Source organism: Mesorhizobium captivum (genome assembly GCF_033977165.1).
GTDB lineage: Bacteria > Pseudomonadota > Alphaproteobacteria > Rhizobiales > Rhizobiaceae > Mesorhizobium > Mesorhizobium captivum.
The window spans coordinates 28,390-46,341 of record NZ_JAVIJB010000032.1 but is presented as its reverse complement, the minus strand read 5'-3'; the positions used below and the strand labels follow the sequence as shown (position 1 = coordinate 46,341).

17 protein-coding genes are annotated in these 17,952 nt (G+C 62.1%); 15 read left to right on the top strand and 2 right to left on the bottom strand.

Annotated features, from left to right (window positions below; genetic code table 11):
• Positions 1-2: 2 nt before the first annotated feature.
• From RFM40_RS24065 to RFM40_RS23995, 15 genes are all read left to right on the top strand, one after another.
• Entirely contained in the window at positions 3-965 is a 963-nt protein-coding gene (locus tag RFM40_RS24065) for an ArdC family protein (RefSeq protein ID WP_320278356.1), read from the top strand.
• Positions 962-1,165 carry a hypothetical protein gene (locus tag RFM40_RS24060; protein ID WP_320278355.1) on the top strand — a complete coding sequence of 68 codons (204 nt, stop codon included), beginning with the start codon at positions 962-964 and terminating at the stop codon, positions 1,163-1,165. The genes RFM40_RS24065 and RFM40_RS24060 overlap by 4 nt, the downstream gene beginning before the upstream one ends.
• A 14-nt stretch (positions 1,166-1,179) precedes the next feature.
• Positions 1,180-1,587: a DUF2958 domain-containing protein gene (locus tag RFM40_RS24055; protein WP_320278354.1), complete on the top strand. Its 408-nt coding sequence runs from the start codon at positions 1,180-1,182 to the stop codon at positions 1,585-1,587.
• Between the two features lie 88 nt (positions 1,588-1,675).
• Positions 1,676-3,406: a ParB/RepB/Spo0J family partition protein gene (locus RFM40_RS24050; RefSeq protein ID WP_320278353.1), complete on the top strand. Its 1,731-nt coding sequence runs from the start codon at positions 1,676-1,678 to the stop codon at positions 3,404-3,406.
• Positions 3,407-3,941: 535 nt separating this feature from the next.
• A complete protein-coding gene (locus tag RFM40_RS24045; protein WP_320278352.1) occupies positions 3,942-4,265 on the top strand; it encodes a DUF736 domain-containing protein in 324 nt (107 codons plus the stop codon).
• Between the two features lie 160 nt (positions 4,266-4,425).
• Positions 4,426-4,671 (top strand): helix-turn-helix transcriptional regulator, encoded by a 246-nt coding sequence (locus tag RFM40_RS24040; RefSeq protein ID WP_320278351.1) that lies wholly within the window; start codon positions 4,426-4,428, stop codon positions 4,669-4,671.
• Complete coding sequence (locus tag RFM40_RS24035) at positions 4,668-5,216, top strand: S26 family signal peptidase (protein ID WP_320278350.1); 549 nt, start codon at positions 4,668-4,670, stop codon at positions 5,214-5,216. Before RFM40_RS24040 ends, RFM40_RS24035 begins: the two co-directional genes overlap by 4 nt.
• A complete protein-coding gene (locus RFM40_RS24030; protein ID WP_320278349.1) occupies positions 5,204-5,881 on the top strand; it encodes a lytic transglycosylase domain-containing protein in 678 nt (225 codons plus the stop codon). The genes RFM40_RS24035 and RFM40_RS24030 overlap by 13 nt, the downstream gene beginning before the upstream one ends.
• Before the next feature lie 416 nt (positions 5,882-6,297).
• The gene (locus RFM40_RS24025) at positions 6,298-6,627 is read left to right on the top strand and encodes a hypothetical protein (protein ID WP_320278348.1); all 330 of its coding nucleotides are present in this window, start codon (positions 6,298-6,300) and stop codon (positions 6,625-6,627) included.
• Between the two features lie 402 nt (positions 6,628-7,029).
• Positions 7,030-8,997, top strand: coding sequence for a relaxase/mobilization nuclease RlxS (rlxS, locus tag RFM40_RS24020; RefSeq protein WP_320278347.1), 1,968 nt, complete (start codon positions 7,030-7,032; stop codon positions 8,995-8,997).
• Positions 8,998-9,160: 163 nt separating this feature from the next.
• Positions 9,161-10,114, top strand: a complete 954-nt coding sequence (locus RFM40_RS24015; protein ID WP_320252983.1) for a DUF1403 family protein — start codon at positions 9,161-9,163, stop codon at positions 10,112-10,114.
• Positions 10,115-10,116: 2 nt separating this feature from the next.
• Positions 10,117-10,815 carry an SMC-Scp complex subunit ScpB gene (scpB, locus tag RFM40_RS24010; RefSeq protein WP_320252982.1) on the top strand — a complete coding sequence of 233 codons (699 nt, stop codon included), beginning with the start codon at positions 10,117-10,119 and terminating at the stop codon, positions 10,813-10,815.
• A gap of 117 nt (positions 10,816-10,932) precedes the next feature.
• Positions 10,933-12,066 (top strand): radical SAM protein, encoded by a 1,134-nt coding sequence (locus tag RFM40_RS24005; RefSeq protein WP_320252981.1) that lies wholly within the window; start codon positions 10,933-10,935, stop codon positions 12,064-12,066.
• Positions 12,063-12,647, top strand: coding sequence for a 3'-5' exonuclease (locus RFM40_RS24000; RefSeq protein WP_320252980.1), 585 nt, complete (start codon positions 12,063-12,065; stop codon positions 12,645-12,647). Before RFM40_RS24005 ends, RFM40_RS24000 begins: the two co-directional genes overlap by 4 nt.
• A complete protein-coding gene (locus RFM40_RS23995; RefSeq protein WP_320252979.1) occupies positions 12,644-13,258 on the top strand; it encodes an AAA family ATPase in 615 nt (204 codons plus the stop codon). Before RFM40_RS24000 ends, RFM40_RS23995 begins: the two co-directional genes overlap by 4 nt.
• A gap of 27 nt (positions 13,259-13,285) precedes the next feature.
• Here the strand turns inward: RFM40_RS23995 and RFM40_RS23990 are convergent, their stop codons facing one another.
• Together RFM40_RS23990 and RFM40_RS23985 are read right to left on the bottom strand one after the other, a co-directional pair.
• On the bottom strand, positions 13,286-16,987 hold the full coding sequence (locus tag RFM40_RS23990) for a DEAD/DEAH box helicase (RefSeq protein WP_320252978.1): 3,702 nt from the start codon (positions 16,985-16,987) through the stop codon (positions 13,286-13,288).
• Positions 16,987-17,871, bottom strand: coding sequence for an aminotransferase (locus RFM40_RS23985; RefSeq protein WP_320252977.1), 885 nt, complete (start codon positions 17,869-17,871; stop codon positions 16,987-16,989). Before RFM40_RS23985 ends, RFM40_RS23990 begins: the two co-directional genes overlap by 1 nt.
• Positions 17,872-17,952 lie beyond the last annotated feature (81 nt).

Here is a 17,952-nt window from a genome sequence, read left to right as displayed (position 1 = left end):
TTATGCGCAGGACCGGCAAACATAGCGCTAGCGGAGAAGTTGGCGGCAAGAAGGGCGAGCCGCTTAAGCGCAGCCTTTATTGCGAGATCACAGACCGCATCATCGCCGATCTGGAGCGGGGTTGCGTGCCTTGGGTGAAGCCTTGGGGCAGCGCCAAGGCCAGCCTTGGCCTGCCGAAGAATGCCGCCACGGGGCGCGGCTATTCCGGCATCAACATCCTGATCTTGTGGGGCGCGGTCATCGAGCACGGCTATGCAGGCCAGAACTGGCTCACCTTCCGGCAGGCGCTTTCCCTTGGCGGCAATGTCCGCAAAGGCGAGCACGGCACGACCATCGTGCATGCCGATCGCTTCATCCCGAAAAACGAGAAGGAACGCGCCAAGGCGGAAGATACCGAGCCGCAGGCGGTGCCGTTTCTCAAGCGCTTCACCGTCTTCAATGTCGCGCAGTGCGAGGGCCTGCCCGACGAGCTTTACAGCCAGCCCGAGCCGCTGCCCGAACGCCAGATCATCCCGCATGCAGAGGCGCTTGTCCGCCAAACCGGCGCCGATATCCGCATCGGCGGCGACCGCGCCTTTTACATGCCGTCTGCCGATTTTGTTCAACTGCCGCCGCAACCGGCGTTCTTCGAGCAGATCAACTATTACCGAACCTGCTTCCACGAGCTTGGCCACTGGACCGGGCACCCAACGCGGCTTGCCCGTGACCTCTCCGGCTCGTTCGGCACCAAGGCCTATGCCCGCGAGGAACTGGTGGCCGAGATCACGGCTGCCTTTACCTGCTCGAGCCTCGGCATCGAGCCGACCGTGCGTCACGCCGACTATATCGCCTCATGGCTCGAGGTGCTGCGCGAGGACAACCGCGCCATTTTCCGCGCTGCCAGCCTTGCCTCGAAAGCCGCCGATTTCCTGCTGGCCTTCCAGACGGATGCCGAAACCAAGATGCGGGAAGGGATCGCGGCATGAGCGCTCCCGATCCCGTTCCGCTGCAGAGCGAGCCGACACCAGAAGGCGAGCAGACGCTCGTTCCCGGTGTCCGGCCGGTCACCACGCGCGACCGGCTTGGGCTTTTGATGAGCGCACCGATGCGCCCGCGCGCGGCGCAAAAGCCGCTCGATATCGGCCTCTTCGATGACGTAGCGCGCAATCAACTCGACCTGTTTTGACGAGGAATTTTGCCATGATCCTGATCACCGACGAATTGCGCGCCCGCCTGCTCGCCAATGGTGCCGCCGAAATCGAAACCGACCATGTCCCGGTCGTCAAACTGTTCAATCCGGTCGGCGCCGCGACTTGGCTTCTGAGCGAACTCGACGCCGACGGCGACACGCTGTTCGGGCTTTGCGATCTCGGCTTCGGCTTCCCGGAGCTCGGCAGCGTCAGCCTCGCTGAACTGCAAGCCGTCAAGGGACCGCTTGGCCTCGGCATCGAGCGCGACCTGTATTTCAAGGCGCGATTTCCGCTGTCCGTCTATGCGGAAGCCGCGCGCCTCGCCGGCCACATTACCGAGGCCGAGCGGCTTTTGCGGCAGGCCGCCGGCGCTCTCGAAATCCCCACTCCCGAGCTTCCGCCAGACCGGGCGGAATGACCGCGCCTCCCAGGCGCACAACATCCCGCCGCTCGGCCTGCGGCCTCGCGGTGGGGCTTTTAAAAGCCCAGACAAAGGAGAAAGTTCCATGCAGCTTGCCCATATTTCCATCGACCAGTTGAGCGTTTCCGCCATCAACATGCGTCATTCAAGGCGCGCGCCAGACATATCCGACATCCTGCCGTCGGTCAGGGCGCGCGGCGTGCTCGTGCCGCTTCTGATCCGGCCCAATGGCACGCCGGACAGCTTCGAAATCGTCGCCGGGCGGCGGCGCTATTTCGCAGCCAAAACGGTCGCCGACGAGCGCGGCAAGGCCGAACCGCTGCCCTGCGCCATCATGGAAGAAGGCGACGACGCCGATGCGTTAGAGGCCTCGCTGATCGAAAACATCGCGCGTGACGACCCTGACGAAGTCTCGCAGTGGGAAACTTTTACGCGGCTCATCAAGGAGGGCCGCAGCGTTGCCGATATCGCCGCCACCTTTGGCCTCACCGAGCATCACGTGAAGCGCATTCTGGCGCTCGGCGACCTTCTGCCGAAGATACGCGGAGCCTATCGACGCGAGGAGATCGACACCGAAACGGTGCGTCATCTCACCATGGCTTCCAAGGCGCAGCAGAAGGACTGGCTGACGCTCTTTTGCGATCCCGACAGCCGAGCCCCGCGCGGCTGGCAATTGAAGCAATGGCTGTTCGGCGGCCAGTCGATTTCGACCAAGGTGGCGCTGTTTCCAATCGAGGACTATCGGGGCCTGATCGTCTCCGACCTGTTCGGCGAGGAAAGCTATTTCGCCGATGCCGATTTGTTCTGGCAGAAGCAGAACGAAGCAATCGCGGCGAAGCGCGACGCCTATCTTGAGGCATGTTGGCCCGAGGTGGTGGTGCTGGAACCCGGCCAGTATTTCCATTCGTGGGACTACGAAAAGACGCCGAAGAAGAAGGGCGGCAAGGTGATCATCACCGTCTCGCAGCGCGGCGAGGCGGAATGTCATGAGGGCTATCTGTCGCGCAAGGAAGCGCGCCGCGTCCGCGCAGAAGGCGAGTCTGGTGAGGAAGCCGAACCGCATGCCAAACCGTCGCGTCCCGAGTTGAGCGGGCCGATGCAGAACTATGTCGATCTGCACCGTCACGCCGCCGTGCGCACCGCCTTGCTCGATCATCCCGGCGTCGCCCTGCGCCTGATGGTGGCGCATGCCGTTGCCGGCTCGAGCCTGTGGACGATACGTCCCGAGCCGCAGCGCGCGGCCAACGAAACGGTGGCCGCCAGCATCGCCGCTTGTAAGGCCCAAGCCGTCTTCGGTGAGAAGCAACGCGAGGTTCTGACCCTGCTCGGTTCTGTCGATGAGGATGGTCCGGTGACCGGTGGCAATGGCGACGACTTTGCGCTGGCCAGCGTCTTCGCCCGTCTGCTGGCACTCCCACACGACGATGTCCTGCGCGTCCTAGCGCTGGTCATGGCCGAGACGCTTTGCGCCGGCAGCGCGATTGTCGAAGCGCTCGGCAATCATCTTAGCCTCGACATGCGCGGCTATTGGCAGGCCGACGATGCCTTCTTCGAGCTGTTGCGCGACAGGCAAGTCGCCACCGAAATCCTCGCCGATGTCGGCGGCAGGCTCGTCGCCGATGGCAATTCTTCGGAAAAGGTGAAGACGCAAAAGAAGATCATCCGCGACTTCCTTTGCGGCGAGAACGGCAGGCAAAAAGTCGACGGCTGGCTGCCGCGCTGGATGGCATTCCCGGTGTCGAGCTACACGAACCGTGGCGGTTTGCGCACCGCCGACCAGTGGGCGAAGGTCCAGACGCTGTTCGTGTCACAATGATCCTCGCATGGCGGACGGCGACGTTTTCTGGCGTCGCCGCTCGTGCGCCAACCGGGCAGCATTTATCGCTCGGCAAAGTCTCCTATAGACCGCAGCACCGGCCCGGTTTCAGCCGCGCACCGGCCGACGCAATTTCGAAAACACCCGGCCCGGTGGTGGCAATCTGGCGCTTTGTGCCTGGCACGATAGCGCTGGCCCGGCGCTGGAGCGTCCGCAAACCTGTCCTCGGCTAACTTCCGCCTGGCTACCGCGACCGCGTCTTCGCGACATCTCCTTTTGCTCGTGCGAGCACCATTCCCCTGCCGCTGGCTTGATGACCTATGGGCGGATCCGGCCCGCCCGAAACCCTCGGCCAGCAGCTTTTTTCCCCGCCGCCTGCGGCGGCTCCTCGCGCCCGCTTCGCTTCAAAAAAGCTGCCCGCTCGGGTCCTCCGCTGCCGCTGCGGCCCTCCGGGTTCAGCCGGCCCAGACGCGCCCATCACGGTCCGCCATCGCAGGGGAATGGTCCCCGGCGACAAGCAAAAGGAGACTTTCAAATGACCGCGATCGGATACGTTACCAAGCAGGAAAACGGCAGCTACAAGGGCCAGCTCAAGACGCTCAGCGTCCGCGCCGACATCGCCATCGTGCCCAACCAGTCGAAGAGCGCCGACACCCATCCCGACTTTAGGGTGCTCACGCAAGGCGTCGAGGTCGGTGCCGGCTGGATCAGGATCGGCGAGGCATCCGGCAAGGACTATGTGAGCCTGTCGATCGCAGCACCGGAGTTCGGCCCGAGAAAACTCTACGCCAATCTCGGCCGCGCCGCCGGCCAGGATGACGACGACACCTTCGCCATCATCTGGAACCCGGCCGACTGACCAAACAGGCCCCCGCGCCATCGGCGCGGGGGCTCTTTCAGCCGAACTGAGCCAGCCCGCAGGGGCGGCGAAAACTCGCCGTTGGCTCTTCGCCCGTCCCGCAAGCGCTTTTCCTTGCCGATCCTCCCCACCGTCTTCAGCCGACGAAACGAGGATCATCATGGACGACGAAAACGAACGCGCCGCCCGCGCCAAGAAGGGCAGTCCCTTCCTCAACACCGCGCAAGCCGCCTTCTATGTCGGGCTCTCTCAGCGGACTTTGGAAAAGATGCGGCTCAAGGGCGGCGGCCCACAATTTCGCAAGCACGGCCGCTTCGTGCGCTACCACATCGACGAGCTCGACGCCTGGTCGAAAGGCCAGTCGAAGGGCTCCGACGCCGATGACAATCGCGCAGGCCAGCCATGATCGCGCGGCCTTCTCTTCATCTGATCGGCAGCCATTTGCGGCGCGTTCGCGCGCGCAAGACGCTTGCCGCGGCAAGCATCGGCCTTGGCCTGATCGGCTTCACCGTTTTCGTCAAGCCGACGCCCGTACTGGTCTGGAATGCCTCGGCCAGCGCGCCAATCGGGCTCTATGGCCTTGGCCTTGGTGCCGCTCGCGCCGGCGATTTCGTGCTTGTCCGCTTGCCCAAAATGGCCGCTCACCTCGCCGACCAACGCGGCTATCTGCCTCGCAACGTGCCGCTGGTGAAGCGTATCGCCGCACTGCCGCACGAGCATGTCTGCGCCTTCAATGACGCCATCATCATCGGCGGCGAGATCGTGGCACGCCGCGTTCCGGTCGACGCGCAAGGCCGAACCTTGCCTTGGTGGAACGAATGCCGGGCACTCGCCGGCGACGAAGTTTTCCTGATCAATGGCGAGGCTCCCGGCTCCTTCGACAGCCGGTATTTCGGGCCGGTGCCGGCCGCCAATATCGTTGGGAGGCTCGTGCCGCTATGGACCGAGTGACCCTCCTGATTTTGGGCATGGTGTCGATTGCACCATGCGCCTGTTCCGCCGCTGAGCCGGCCGTCATCTCCCAAGGTCCGCAGCTGGCAAGATGGCAAGAGTTCGTTGCCGAGGCAAGCCTGCGCTTCAGTGTTCCACAGTCCTGGATTTATGCCGTCATGGATGCCGAAAGCCGTGGGCAGACCATGTTCAACGGTCGGCCGATCACTTCACGAGCCGGTGCGATTGGGCTGATGCAGGTGATGCCCGACACCTATGAGGAACTGCACGTCGAGCATGATCTCGGAGCCGATCCGCACGATCCGCGCGACAATATTCTGGCCGGTACAGCCTATCTGCGCGCCATGTATGATCGCTTCGGCTTTCCTGGGCTGTTCGCGGCCTACAACGCCGGGCCGGATCGATATGAGGCGCATCTGGAACGCGGGAAGCCGCTGCCGAGAGAGACAGTCTTGTATCTCGAACAGCTTAAGGCGGCGGGTGTTTCGGCGGTCGACATGGATCAGTTCAAGGGCAAATCTCGACCGCCAAAAGCGCCGAAAATCTCCTTATGGCGCGAATTGTTTTTCCTGAGGGATGGCGTTGCGGCGGGCGGTTCGAGTGGCGGAATTCTGGTGCCGCTCGGGTCTCAGCCAGGTGGGTCAGCGCGGCCGGACGGCAGATGAGCGCAAGGTGCTGCGGCGGGGCGGGGGCACGCTATTGCCCTCCCTTGAACGAGCGCCAGATGGGCACCAGCCGTTACACGGTTTGGGTGCATCCCACGTGACGATCGTCTCGCGGCGCTGCGCCGCCAGTGCGGGATCGCAGCCGTTGACGTGGTGGGAGGGCGCAGGACCGGCTGGTCGCCGGATACGGACACGGCCCCGGTCGGGGCCGTGGGTTATCTCTCTCTGACTGCCCATTGTGGCACCGCCTCTGCGGCGTCAAGGACGAGCGGTCCCCCAATTTTGCCGCCGGACGCTGAAGCGCCCGCCGACAAAATCGGCTCCCCCGCACGCCGCGTTGCGGTCGCTAAAGCGATCCTTGACCCCTCGATGCGCCGGTGCGGGCTCCTTCCGTCAGAGAACGAAAGGAGATTTCCATGACACATCGCAAAATCGTCAGCATCGACGGCGGCAGTGCAGAATATTGGCGGCAGCGCAAGCTGGGCTTCCTGCTCATCCATGAGGCCGAGTGGGCGCTTTCGCGCCTGAACCGGGCGCCGATGTACCTCCACGGCGGCTATGACGAGAACGGCGACGTCATCGCCATCGAAAACCTCCGGCCGTATGCCGACATGGAGGACGCGATCCGGGCGATCGAGGCGAACGAGACGGCCGTCAGCATCCTGGTCGCGCAACGCCGCACCAAGATCGGGGACTATGAGGTCAAGGCGGTGATCTGGGAGCTTAAGGATCGGGACCGCGACTAAAGTCGAGACGAGAGGCGGCATCCGCCGCCTCTCGTCCTATGTCGCCGCCGCGGAATTCCGATCGCGCGGCCGCATCTCGGCGGCGCGTTGCCCGCCGTTAGGCGCCGAGCTCGAAGTAGCGCATGGACCGCCGGAGGCAACAATCCGGCCGTGAGCTTGGCTTATGTACGACTGAAATGAATCGTGCCGTCTTTACTGCGATGGAGTTGGAATTAGCAATTGATGTTGATGAATTATTGCAGGTTTATGGGGGTCTAATTGGTAAGGCAAGATAAAGGTACCGCCTCCATGAGGCGGTAAAGTGTTTGTCTGCACATCGTTTTCCCAGGAGGCACCGTGCGGCGCCAAGAGGCTGCGGGGCGCAAGTCTGGTGATTTTGCTGCAGTATTTCGAGAGGCTTGCGTGACGGACGACGAGTTCAGGCCAAAACTTGGCAAAATCGGGTCGCGAGGCTCGAAGGCAGGCAAACGCTACGCTGGGCAGGTTCGGGCGGCGATCAACAGGGCCGGCGGCAAGTCCCGACGCGGCAACTATTTCACTGGAAGTCGGGTTGGGCGCGGAGGGGCGGCCGCCGCGCTGCTCAAGTCACGCGATCGCTACGCCGCCTTCCGGCAGCGACGGGTTGTGATCAAGGCGCGGGTGGTCAAGCTGGCCGGCAAGGGTGTTGACGGCGCGCGCGCGCACCTGCGCTACCTCCAGCGCGACGGCGTTACCCGAGAAGGCGAGCCTGGCCAACTCTATGGTGCCGAGAGCGACCGGGTCGATGGCAAGGACTTCATCGACCGTGCGGACGGCGACCGGCATCAGTTCCGTTTCATCATCGCCGCCGAAGACGGCATTGAGTACGACGATCTCAAGCCACTGACCCGGCGCCTTATGGCGCAGATGGAGGAAGATCTCGGCACCAAGCTCGATTGGGTTGCCGTCGATCATTTCAACACCGGCCATCCGCATACGCACGTCATCCTTCGCGGCAAGGACGACCGCGGCGAGAATCTGGTCATCGCGCGCGACTACATCTCCTCTGGTTTGCGAGAGCGCGCGGCTGAGCTGGTGAGCCTCGACCTCGGTCCACGCACCGACCGGGAGATCGAGCAGCGCCTGCGCCATGAGATGGAACAGGAGCGTTTCACCAGCATCGACCGGCAGCTGCAACGAATGCGCGACGAAGACGGAGTTGTTTCTCCGGTTGGCCGCGACGCGTTTCGCCAGACGTTGCATCAGGGTAGGCTGCGCAAGCTCGAGCGGATGGGGTTGGCCGAGGAGGTCGCACCGGGTCGCTGGCGCCTGGACGATGAGCTCGAAGCGACGCTGCGTCGGTTGGCCGAGCGCGGCGATATCATCAAGACCATGCATCGCGAACTGACCAGCAAGGGACTAGCGCGCAGCGCCGCCGATTGTGTGGTCTACGATGCGGAACAGAATGCCGAGCCCGTGGTAGGCCGCGTGGTCGCGCGTGGGTTGTCGGACGAGATGAACGACCGGCACTATCTTATCGTCGACGGTGTCGACGGCAAAAGCCATTACATTGACATCGGCAAAGGCGAGGCCACCGAACCGATGCCCGACGGATGCATCGTGCGTATCACGCCCCGGAACACCGAGCCCAGACAGGTGGATCGCACTATCGCCGACGTCGCCGCAGCGAATGGCGGGCGCTACAATGTCGATAGTCATCTGCGGCACGATCTGTCCGCAACCGAACGCTTTGCCGAAACCCATCTCCGGCGGCTGGAAGCGATCCGGCGGGTCACCGGCGGGGTGGAGCGAAGGCCGGACGGCACATGGATCATCGTGCCGGATCATCTCAAGCGCGTCGCGGATTACGAGCGCCAGCGAGCCAAGGCTGAGCCTGTTGTAGTCGACAAGCTCTCGCCAATGCCTCTGGAAAAGCAAGTCGGTTTCGACGGTTCCACCTGGATCGACCGGGAGCTGGTTTCCGACAAGCCTGAAGTCACACGGAACTCTGGCTTTGGGCATGATGTGAGGGAAGCACAATCTCGCCGGCGGCAGTGGCTGATCGCGCAGGGGCTGGCGCATGAGGAGAAGGATCGGATCGTCTACCGCGTCAACATGATTTCTATATTGCGCCAGCGTGAGCTCAATCGCGTCGCAGGCCAACTGTCAGTCGAACTTGGCCTGCCCTATGCCGAAGCTCAGTCTGGTGACCGAATAGATGGCACGCTTCGTCGATCCGTCGACCTTGCCGGCGGGAAGTATGCCGTCATTGAAAAGTCGCGCGAGTTCACCCTCGTACCGTGGCGGCCCGTGCTTGATCGTCATGTCGGAAAGGAGGTTTCCGGGATCATACGGAGAGAGGGGATTTCTTGGACCATCGGTCGACAAAGGAGCGGACCGAGTGTTTCGTGACACGCAAATCGTTGCTCAGTCGAGAGGAGGATGCACGTTGTCTGGCCACAGAGCTAAATGACTGATAAGGCAACATTATCATTCGTTTTGTATTGCCGACAAGCTGTGCGTTTTAGGGTGAAAATTGTGGTGCAAAGCGCACGCAACATTTACCCTCAAAATCATGATTCGCCTCGATCCAGCGACCGCCAATCTTGCTCCGCCGACCGTGCCGGGTTGGGCGCTCGAGACCGTTGGCGTTCCGCATGACGCGGACGCTGCCTTCCGGGCCGGTGCCGCGCTGGCTTCTCTCGACAGCCTCGCCCGCGCGCAGCCTGCCTGGGCCGGCGCCTGGCGCCAGCGGCTGGCGCTTAAATGTGCTGCCGCCAGCATGCGGCTCGCCGGCCGCGCCGAGAATGAAGCCGCCCTGCGTGACGCCTGGCAGCTTTGCCCGGCCGGCGCCGATCCCGGCCCCGCCGGCGCTATTTTTGGGGCCTGGCGCCAGCTGGCGCTGCAGCCGCCGGCAGTCAGCACCGATCGGCTGGCAAAAGTGACCGAGACGCTAGGGCTCGCCTGGGACGATGAGGCTTTCGCCGACCTCTGCAAAGAGATCGAGGAAGTGGCGGGCTCGCCGCGGCCGGCGCCGTTCGCCGCGGCGGCAATCGCTGCGCACGTCGTCGCCATACGCCCCGAGGCCGAGCTTTTGGCCTGGTGGTTGGCCGATTTGGTGCTGGCGCAAAGCCTGCGCTGGCCGCGATCGGTACCCCTGTTGATCGTCCAGGCGTTTGGCCCGGCCTTCCGCATCGAGGGTGGCGGCGGCAAACGCATCCGACCGGGCGAAAAAGGTTTTGAGCACGCGGTTTGCCTGGCGCTGGTGCAAGCGGCGGCGGAGGCCTGCCGGCTGGCGACCGAGCTTTCGCGCCGTTCCGAAAAACTCCTTGCGGTGACGCCAAAGCTGCGCGCCAAGGGCGCCGGCGACGTGATTTTTTTGCTGCTCAATGAAGATGCCGTCCCCGGATCGCTGACGACCAAAAACCTGTCGCGCTTCGCGGCGCGACGGCTGTTCGAGCGCCTGCAGCAGCTCGAGGCCGTGCGCGAGCTGTCGGGCCGCCCGACCTTCCGGCTGTTTGGGCTGTAGCGATGAGCCAAGCCTCCGTCCGCCGCAAGCCGAACGATCAGCCGGCGCTGCTTGACACCGAGCTCGAGCACCTGCCGCCGGAACTGCGCTGGCGCGAGTGGATGGGCCGCACCGAAGCGGTGATCTTTGCCGCCAGCGAGCCTGTGCCGCGCGAGGTGCTGGCGCGGGTTGTGGGAAGAAACTGCAACATCGATCTGATCGTCGACGACATTCGCGCCGAGCTCGCCGGCCGCCCCTACGAACTGGTCTCGGTCGCCGGCGGCTGGCAGCATCGGACCAGGAAAGTTTTTGGCGACGTCATCCACGCCGCCTTCGGCGCGCCGGCGGGGCAGGGCACAAAAGAGCTGACGCAGTCGGAAGCGCTCGTCTTGATGTGCATTGCCTACTTCCAGCCGATCACGCGGGGCGAGCTGTCTTCCTTCTTCGGCAAGGAAGTGTCGCGCGATCTGATCGGCGTGCTGCGCACGCAGGGCCTCATCGCCTCGGGGCCGCGCAGCCCGCTGCCGGGCGCGCCTTACACCTATGTGACGACGAAAAATTTCCTGTCGCAGTTCGGGCTCGACACGCTGCGCCAGCTGCCGGATTTCGAGGCGCTCGAGGACGCGGGCCTGCTGTCGAAGGAGAAGCTCCTGGCAGGAGACACCTCTCTGGGGTTCATAGGAGCACAGTCGGATAAGAGCGATATTTTTTCTGACGATTAGCGCCGATAACAAGATGCGCATGATAGCCATCGGCGCCATCTTTCATCGCGGACAGAACACCTATTGCAAAACGATCAGTATCGGGCAGTACTGAAGCGGGAAAGGGGAGTGCTTCGAGTGATTGCTTTTGAAAGGGTTCGACAAAAGAGAGTGCGGTCTGTGCCCAATAATCTCCCCCCGGCACTCCGAGAGATTATCGATTACCGCAAATCCGGGCTGAGCCTTAATCACATTGTAGGCTGTCCTTTGGATTGCGGCTACTGCGTCAGGCACATCTTCGCAAACTACGAGATGAAACGCCCTCACCTGATCGTGGACGATGAGGTGGCGGTTGAGCAACTGGTCGGTCATTGGGCGTTCGTGCCGCATCGAACGCCTCTGCAGATATTCAACCGGGCGACAGACCCATTTCTCCCCGGTGTCAAAGATCATCTCTTTGCCACTTTGAAGCAGATCGATGATCGTGGTCTTTCAAACCCGGTGCTCGTGATCACCAGATGGGAAATCGATGCCTCGGACGTGGCTTGGCTGGAGACGCTAAGGAATGTCAAGCTGACGATCCTGGTGACGTGGTCGGGGATCGACAACGACAGGATCGAACCGGTCTCGTCACGCATCGCGGAACGATCGCTCGAGGTCTTGCGGAGCGCGGCCAGCCGAACGAAAATCGTGCTGTATTGGCGGCCGTTGATAGCGGGATTGAACGATACGTGTGCCAATCTGCAGCGCGCGCGCACACTCGCGCAGTATGCCGATGCGACCGTTTTTACCGGTTTGTTTTTCAGGGAGGAAATCCGGGAACATTTCCGGGCTGCCGGCATCCCTGACCTTTACCAGGAAGTTGCTCGGCGCAAAATCCTTCCCAGCTCGGTCGAGCGGCGCGTGCTTCGCGCGTTTGAAGGTGTCCCGATATTTCGCAAGACCTCGTGTGGCGTTGCATATGCCCACGGAACGGCGGATTACAACGGTCATTTCGGGATCAGCGAGATCTGCGATATCTGTCCCAACGACCAACGAGCACTCTGCGGCAAAGCGCATCGCCGCCCAGATATTGATGAGGTGCGGAAACTGGCGGAAATGGTCAACCTACAAACCGACAACGCTCTAGTGACGGACCGGGCCGTAGAGGTGAGCGGCAGCACCGAGTATCAGCGCTACTTCATACAACACGCGTTGAACTACCAGGTGCACGATCGCGCACAACCTCATCGACCATATCGTCACGGCAGAGCGGAGGTCGGTTGGGAATGAGTTCGGACCGATATTGGGTCATAGATGTCGAAGGCAACGGCGCCTCCCCCCCGGAGATCGTGGAATTGGCCATGATAGAGCTCTCAGCGTTGGTGCCGACTGGAAAGCAATTCCATTGGCTGGTGAAGCCTTCGCAGCCGATCCAACCAGCGGTGACCAGGATCCATGGGCTTACAGATGATGACATCGCCGATGCGCCGGAGATTGCAGACATAGCCGATGAAATTCTGACCTGGACTCAAAATGGGAGGATCATCGGTCACAATGTCCGTGTCGAGTTGGAGACCATCCAGCGCCAGATTCCGGAGTGGAGACCGGTCGCCGCGATAGATACGCTCAAGCTGGCTCGGTCCTTGAAACCGGGCCTAGATTCCTATGGCTTGGAAAAGCTCGGTTCATTCTTCGGGCTTATCGATGAGGCCGCTCGGCGAACGAACCGCAAGCATCATTCCGCCCTCTTTGATGCGATGCTTACCGCGCTGATCTTTGCTGACCTATTGATGCCACTGGAGCAAAGCGCGCGCGTGGATTGCCTTCGCGACGCCGATGTCCTCTTTAGCCGACAGAGCAGCTTCTTATGACACGAACCGTCGTGAAAATCGGGCTAGCAGGAACACACTCGACCGGAAAGTCCACTTTCCTGGAGAGGCTAAAGTCTCGGCTGTCTGATGGTGGGTACAAGACCGGACAAATCGAAGATCTTGCAGCGCGCGCCCGCGCCCGGGGCTTTCCGATTCTGACCCAACACACGTTCGAAAGTACACTCTGGATCATGGCAGAGGGTATGAGGCTGGAAGCTGAAGCCTCTCTCAATGAAGATGTTATCTTGATCGATAGGCCGGTCTTCGACGCTCTGGGCTATCTTCAAGCTGCGTTGCAGATTTCCGGCCGATCGCTTCCTCCTCGGCGAGTCGAAGAGCTCCAGACTATCGCCGCCGCTCACGCTGGCGACTACGACATCATTCTCCTTACGGAACTCGATCCAAGCATTCCCCTCGGCGAGGGGCGAGATGAAAATCAAGCATTTCGTATTGCGGCTGGCGAGCACATCGCAGCGATCGCCGATAGATTTGGATTGCAGCCACTTCGTCTCACCTCTGGAAATGCAGATGAGCTCCTGAAGACTGTCTACGACATGATCATCAAAAGTCTCCCGCAGGCACAGATCTCCTGCCATTGCTGCACAGAGTGACAGCATCAACGCTGCCACATCCATTTTTTAGTAGGTCCTTGTCACTTCTGGCGCCGGCCAAACATTTAATCTGAAATCATGCCGCTCAGGGCGAGCCGTCAGTAGCGCTTCTGAGTATTGCGTTCGGGCAATTGAATAGCCGGCGGCGTCAATCCATTCGATGCCGTCGTCGCGGACTACAGGGCGCACATCATAGGACCCGCGCCGACCGTCCGTTGCCGTGAGCCGGGCTGCGCTTCCCCGTACGGCCTCTGCAGCATCTCCTTGCCTCACGAGCGTCCTTTGCCATTCAAGGAACCGTTGCGGATCGATCAGCGTCTCAGCGCCACGATCGTAGCCTTCTTGTGCTAGCCATGCTTCGAATGCCAAACGTCTCGCCGCCGCCTCCTCGCGGGTCTGCGCTAGCCCTTGTGCGAGAGCGAATGCGACGAAGGGATCGAGCGTGCCCCAGCGCAGAAGTTCGCGGAACCAAAAACCTACCCACGGCAAGCGGGTCGTCGCCCGCCATGTATCGAGAGTGGGTGTTTCTAGACCGGCCGCATTCTCGCCCCAGGCTCGTGCCACCGCTGCACCAACTGCAACTCCCAGCTTGAACTCGATGTTGTCAGCGACAAAGCGTTGCCAGGAGCGTAAGCGCTCGGCCTCCGGGGCTTGAGAGCTGGGTAGCTGCATCCACCAGCCCATGATGCCGCGCCAATTCGCAAGCGAAGCTTGGTCGTTGACGGTGTCTCGCACGCGGAAGCCAATCCCGGGCTCTGCCCGGACGCGCTCTCCGAGACGGATGAAAAGTGCGAATTTTTGTTCTGTTGGCCACGCGCCATACTCGACTGCTCCTTGCAGCTCGGCGATCAGCTGAGGTGCCACAAGTTCGAAGCGCCGTCCGATGTAAGGCGTGAACCCGTACTGGTACAGCCGTTGACGCTGCTCCGTGTTTGGGTAGAGCCGCTCAACAAAGGCCCGTCCCCGCCTCACGAAGCTTCGTTCCAACCAAGCCTCTTCGGCAGCGGCAACGCGGGCGAATGTTCGTTGCCACAGGTCCTGCAACAGCGCCTCGGTTCGCGCCCCATCCAAAACCTGCTGGTCCGCCCGAGCGAGTTCTTCGATCGCGCTGAGCAGGAACCCGTCCAGCTCGTCAAGACTGTCGCCGAGCTGATCCGCCGGAATGCGCGATGCGACACCGAGATTGGCGCCGGCGCCTTCAGGCAGTGTCGCTTCCAGCCAGGAGAGAAACTGTTCTTCCGTTCGAAGTCCGGATTGCGCCGCAGCCTTTTGCCAGATGGAGCGCAGGAGTACGACAAGCGGACTGTGCACAGGACCGGCCGCTTGCTCCGCCTGAAGTCGGCCGAGCAGATTGTTATAGTCGGCCTCTGCTCGCCGGATTTGACGCGATTGCTCTCTGCGCTGGCCGCGCGCGGTGGTCGAGACAGCTTCCGGGAGCGCCACCAGCGTCATGCCCTCGATCGACTCCGCTGCGCCCGGCCGACCCGCACGGCCCGCCAAGTTGCGGAACTCAGCAGTCGACATCGGCACTACGATCGGCTGACGAGCTTGGGCGTCGTAGCTGCGACGCTCCAGGCTGGTCAGGAATATGATGTCGAATGGCAGATTTACGCCTTCCGTCAGCGTTGCCGTGGCGATCGTGACCGGACAGATCCTGCGATCGATAAGGTCGGTCATCAGCCGCCGCAGGCGCTGTGGCATCTGACCATGACTCGTCGCGATGCCGCGATCGAGCAGGCGGAGTTCGAACGACTGCTGGCCACAATAATCGATGCAAGCTGCACGGGCTTCCTGAAAGCGCGCCTGCCCCTCGGCGTCGGTCGGCGGGACGAAGGGCGGAACATTTTGCCATCCGGGAAGGTCAAACGCCTCGACATAGCGTTTCATCAAGCGCTCCGGCGATTGAGCGACTGAAATCAAAACGCGCCGGTTTCCCTCAAGCAGGTGCAGCGCCGTCCACAAAACATACAACTCGTTGTAGTGCGGCAAGCTGTTCCGAATGCCGGCTGCAGGAAGCGGCATGGCTGGGAGGCGTAGCGGAAGGTAGACTGGCGCGTCTCGTCCTCGGACATACAGCGGCTGACCATTCACGATATCGAGGACGGCTTCAGGCGCGCGTCGTGGATTTACCCGCAGGCCGCCAATCAGCTGCCGGCTGCTGCGATAACCCAAGCCAACCGGCATGGCGTCTGCACGCCCCTCTATCCATCGAGCAACGGGACCCGCCGCGCCGCCAGCGACCGCGGTCAAGGCTATTCGCGCCATTCCCGGCTTCACCGAGAATAGTCGCGATACCATTGCCTCCAACCGCATCGCTCGGCTGGTGTGGGCGGCGAGCGCCTCCTGCGCGTTAGCGTCATTCTCGCTGACGACCTGATGTGCCTCGTCAAGGATGAGCAGTCGCAGCCGCTGGACCAGCAGGTGACCCACATAGCGCATCAGCGCCTCGGCCTTCTCGACCGTGGCGATCAGTACCACTGGACGGTCAGCGGTGAGCCAGTAGTCGGTGATCCCCCAGTCGGCACCGCCGTAGAGCCCTGTCACAATCAGGTCGCTACCCAACTCTGCCGTCAGCTTTGCTTCCACCTCGCTCGCCAGCGCACGTGAGGGAACTAGGTACAGCGCAAGTGGTGCGGCCCCTGGTTGTGTGTCAACCAAAAGGAGTTCCTTCACGAGGGCCAGATTGGCAACCAGAGTCTTGCCTGAACCGGTCGGAGTGCAGAGTGCAAAGCTGTTGCTCGTGATGAGGCGTTCGAGACCTTGAACCTGCGACGTCCACAACACACCTCGACCGCGAGCATACTGCTCACGCGCGAACCTCCACATCCGCGCTTGCAGTCCCGGTACGTTTGCCGCCAGTCGCGAGACGCGGCCATGAAGGCTGTCGTCGGAATACCGCTTTGCGGTCGCCTCGATCAGATTGATCAGTATCCATAGTTCGTCGCTGGCGAGGCGTGTCGCCAACGTGCTCAGACCCGACAGTTTGTCCACCGCCTGCTCGATCCGGGAACTATTGCCTCTGCGGAGACTGTCGCCAATCAGACCGACAGCGCGCACCAATTCGACCACGACATACCAGCCAATCTTGCTCGCGGGAGGCGCGGGTGCGCCCTCGTCCCGATCGTCTGGCGCGCGAGCAACCTCGACGCCGTTCTCGGCCGGTTCGTCGCTCTCAATGTCCGCCTCGTCCTCCGCTGCAAGTAGCGGGCCCGAGCCGTCCCGCCCCGTAAGCGCGGGGTTGTCTCTCCAGAAGGCGGCAGAACGCTCGAGCAGACGGTCAAAGTCGGTACTCAAAAACGCAGCAAAGATTTCTGCAACACCCCGACCGTACCCCCCCTGACGCAGCAGACTTGTCGCCATCGCGGGCAGGCCAGCCAACTGATAGGCGCCGGCAGCAAGCAACCCGACGGGCACGTCGCGGGTGACTGAGTCAGAGGATCGTGCCAGCCATTCGAGTAACTCGGCGGCACGTCGGTAGCATCCGAGCGCGTCCACTGAGCCTTGTCCATCTATCTCCCGGAAGATCGCTGCGGCATGTAGCAGCCGACGAGCATCGTCGAACTGCTCATGTGACTCGCTCTGGGCCCACCCGATAGGTGGCACGTGCCAAGAGTTCTGCAGACTTCGAACGAACAGACGCGCCTGTGCCGGCGTCAGCTCGTTTTCGGCGGCCCGGCCAAGGCGGATATTCATCGCCAGTTCGCGACGCTGTTCGTCGAGCCGAGCCATCAGCGATTATTCCATAGAGACCGATAGATTTGCTCGATGAGCTCGACGCCGCCCTCAAGCACCAGCTCGACGACCTGCAGTGGCCGCCCAGCGGTATATTCCGGCGGCGGCGCCGCCACCGGAAGATAGGCTTGGCCCGCGCCTCTCCGCGCTGCCCGATTGCCGGCGACGAAGACCAGATCGGTTCGAGGAAGAGGTGCTGCCCCGATCAGCAGGGCCCGATCGAGAGACACGATCGCTTCTGCATACTCATCGCGCGCCTTTTCGCAAAGCAGTCGGTGCATTTGCTCAAGGCCCTGTGGCGCTGGAAGGCCGCGGTTCATTTCATTCCAAACGCCGTCGTTGCTTCGCACTCTCGCCCCTGCCGGGCCAGTCCAGCTGCCAAGCATCATGTCGTTCATGGCACTCGGCGTGAGCGCCGCGCGCCACTTCGCCTCCCCGGCAATGAACCGTACGACCTCACCACTGACCGGATCAATTCCAAGCGCAATGAAGTCATTCCCATGACGTCCGGAAACCTCACGAACGCGAGCCGGGTCGCGAGCCAGATCAAATATGTAGGCCTCCACTTCGGCATGGTACCGGAACAGGAAGATAGGAATCGTCCATTGGTGGCCGCCGATGAACCGATAAGCCTGGGTCATCAGACCGGCCATTACCTCACCGAACAGTCCTTTTTTCGCGGTCGCTGGGAGGCAGTTCGGATACTGTGCATCCGCGCCTGGGCTATCCGCGTCTGGATGGAGGTCGATTCTGGCGGCACGATGAAAGACTTCCCGGGCATCGAGGTGAGCGGACTCGAAATACGGGCGCAACTCCTCGACGACAGTGTTGTCATTTGCGACCGCCTGTTCGAACAGCAGGTGTCCATAGTTTCCGTTCATCTGCGCGGCCCCTCGGAGCCAGCGATTAAGAAGAGGCATTGGCGGCGGGTAATTATGCAGCATCGGATATTCGCCCGCCCA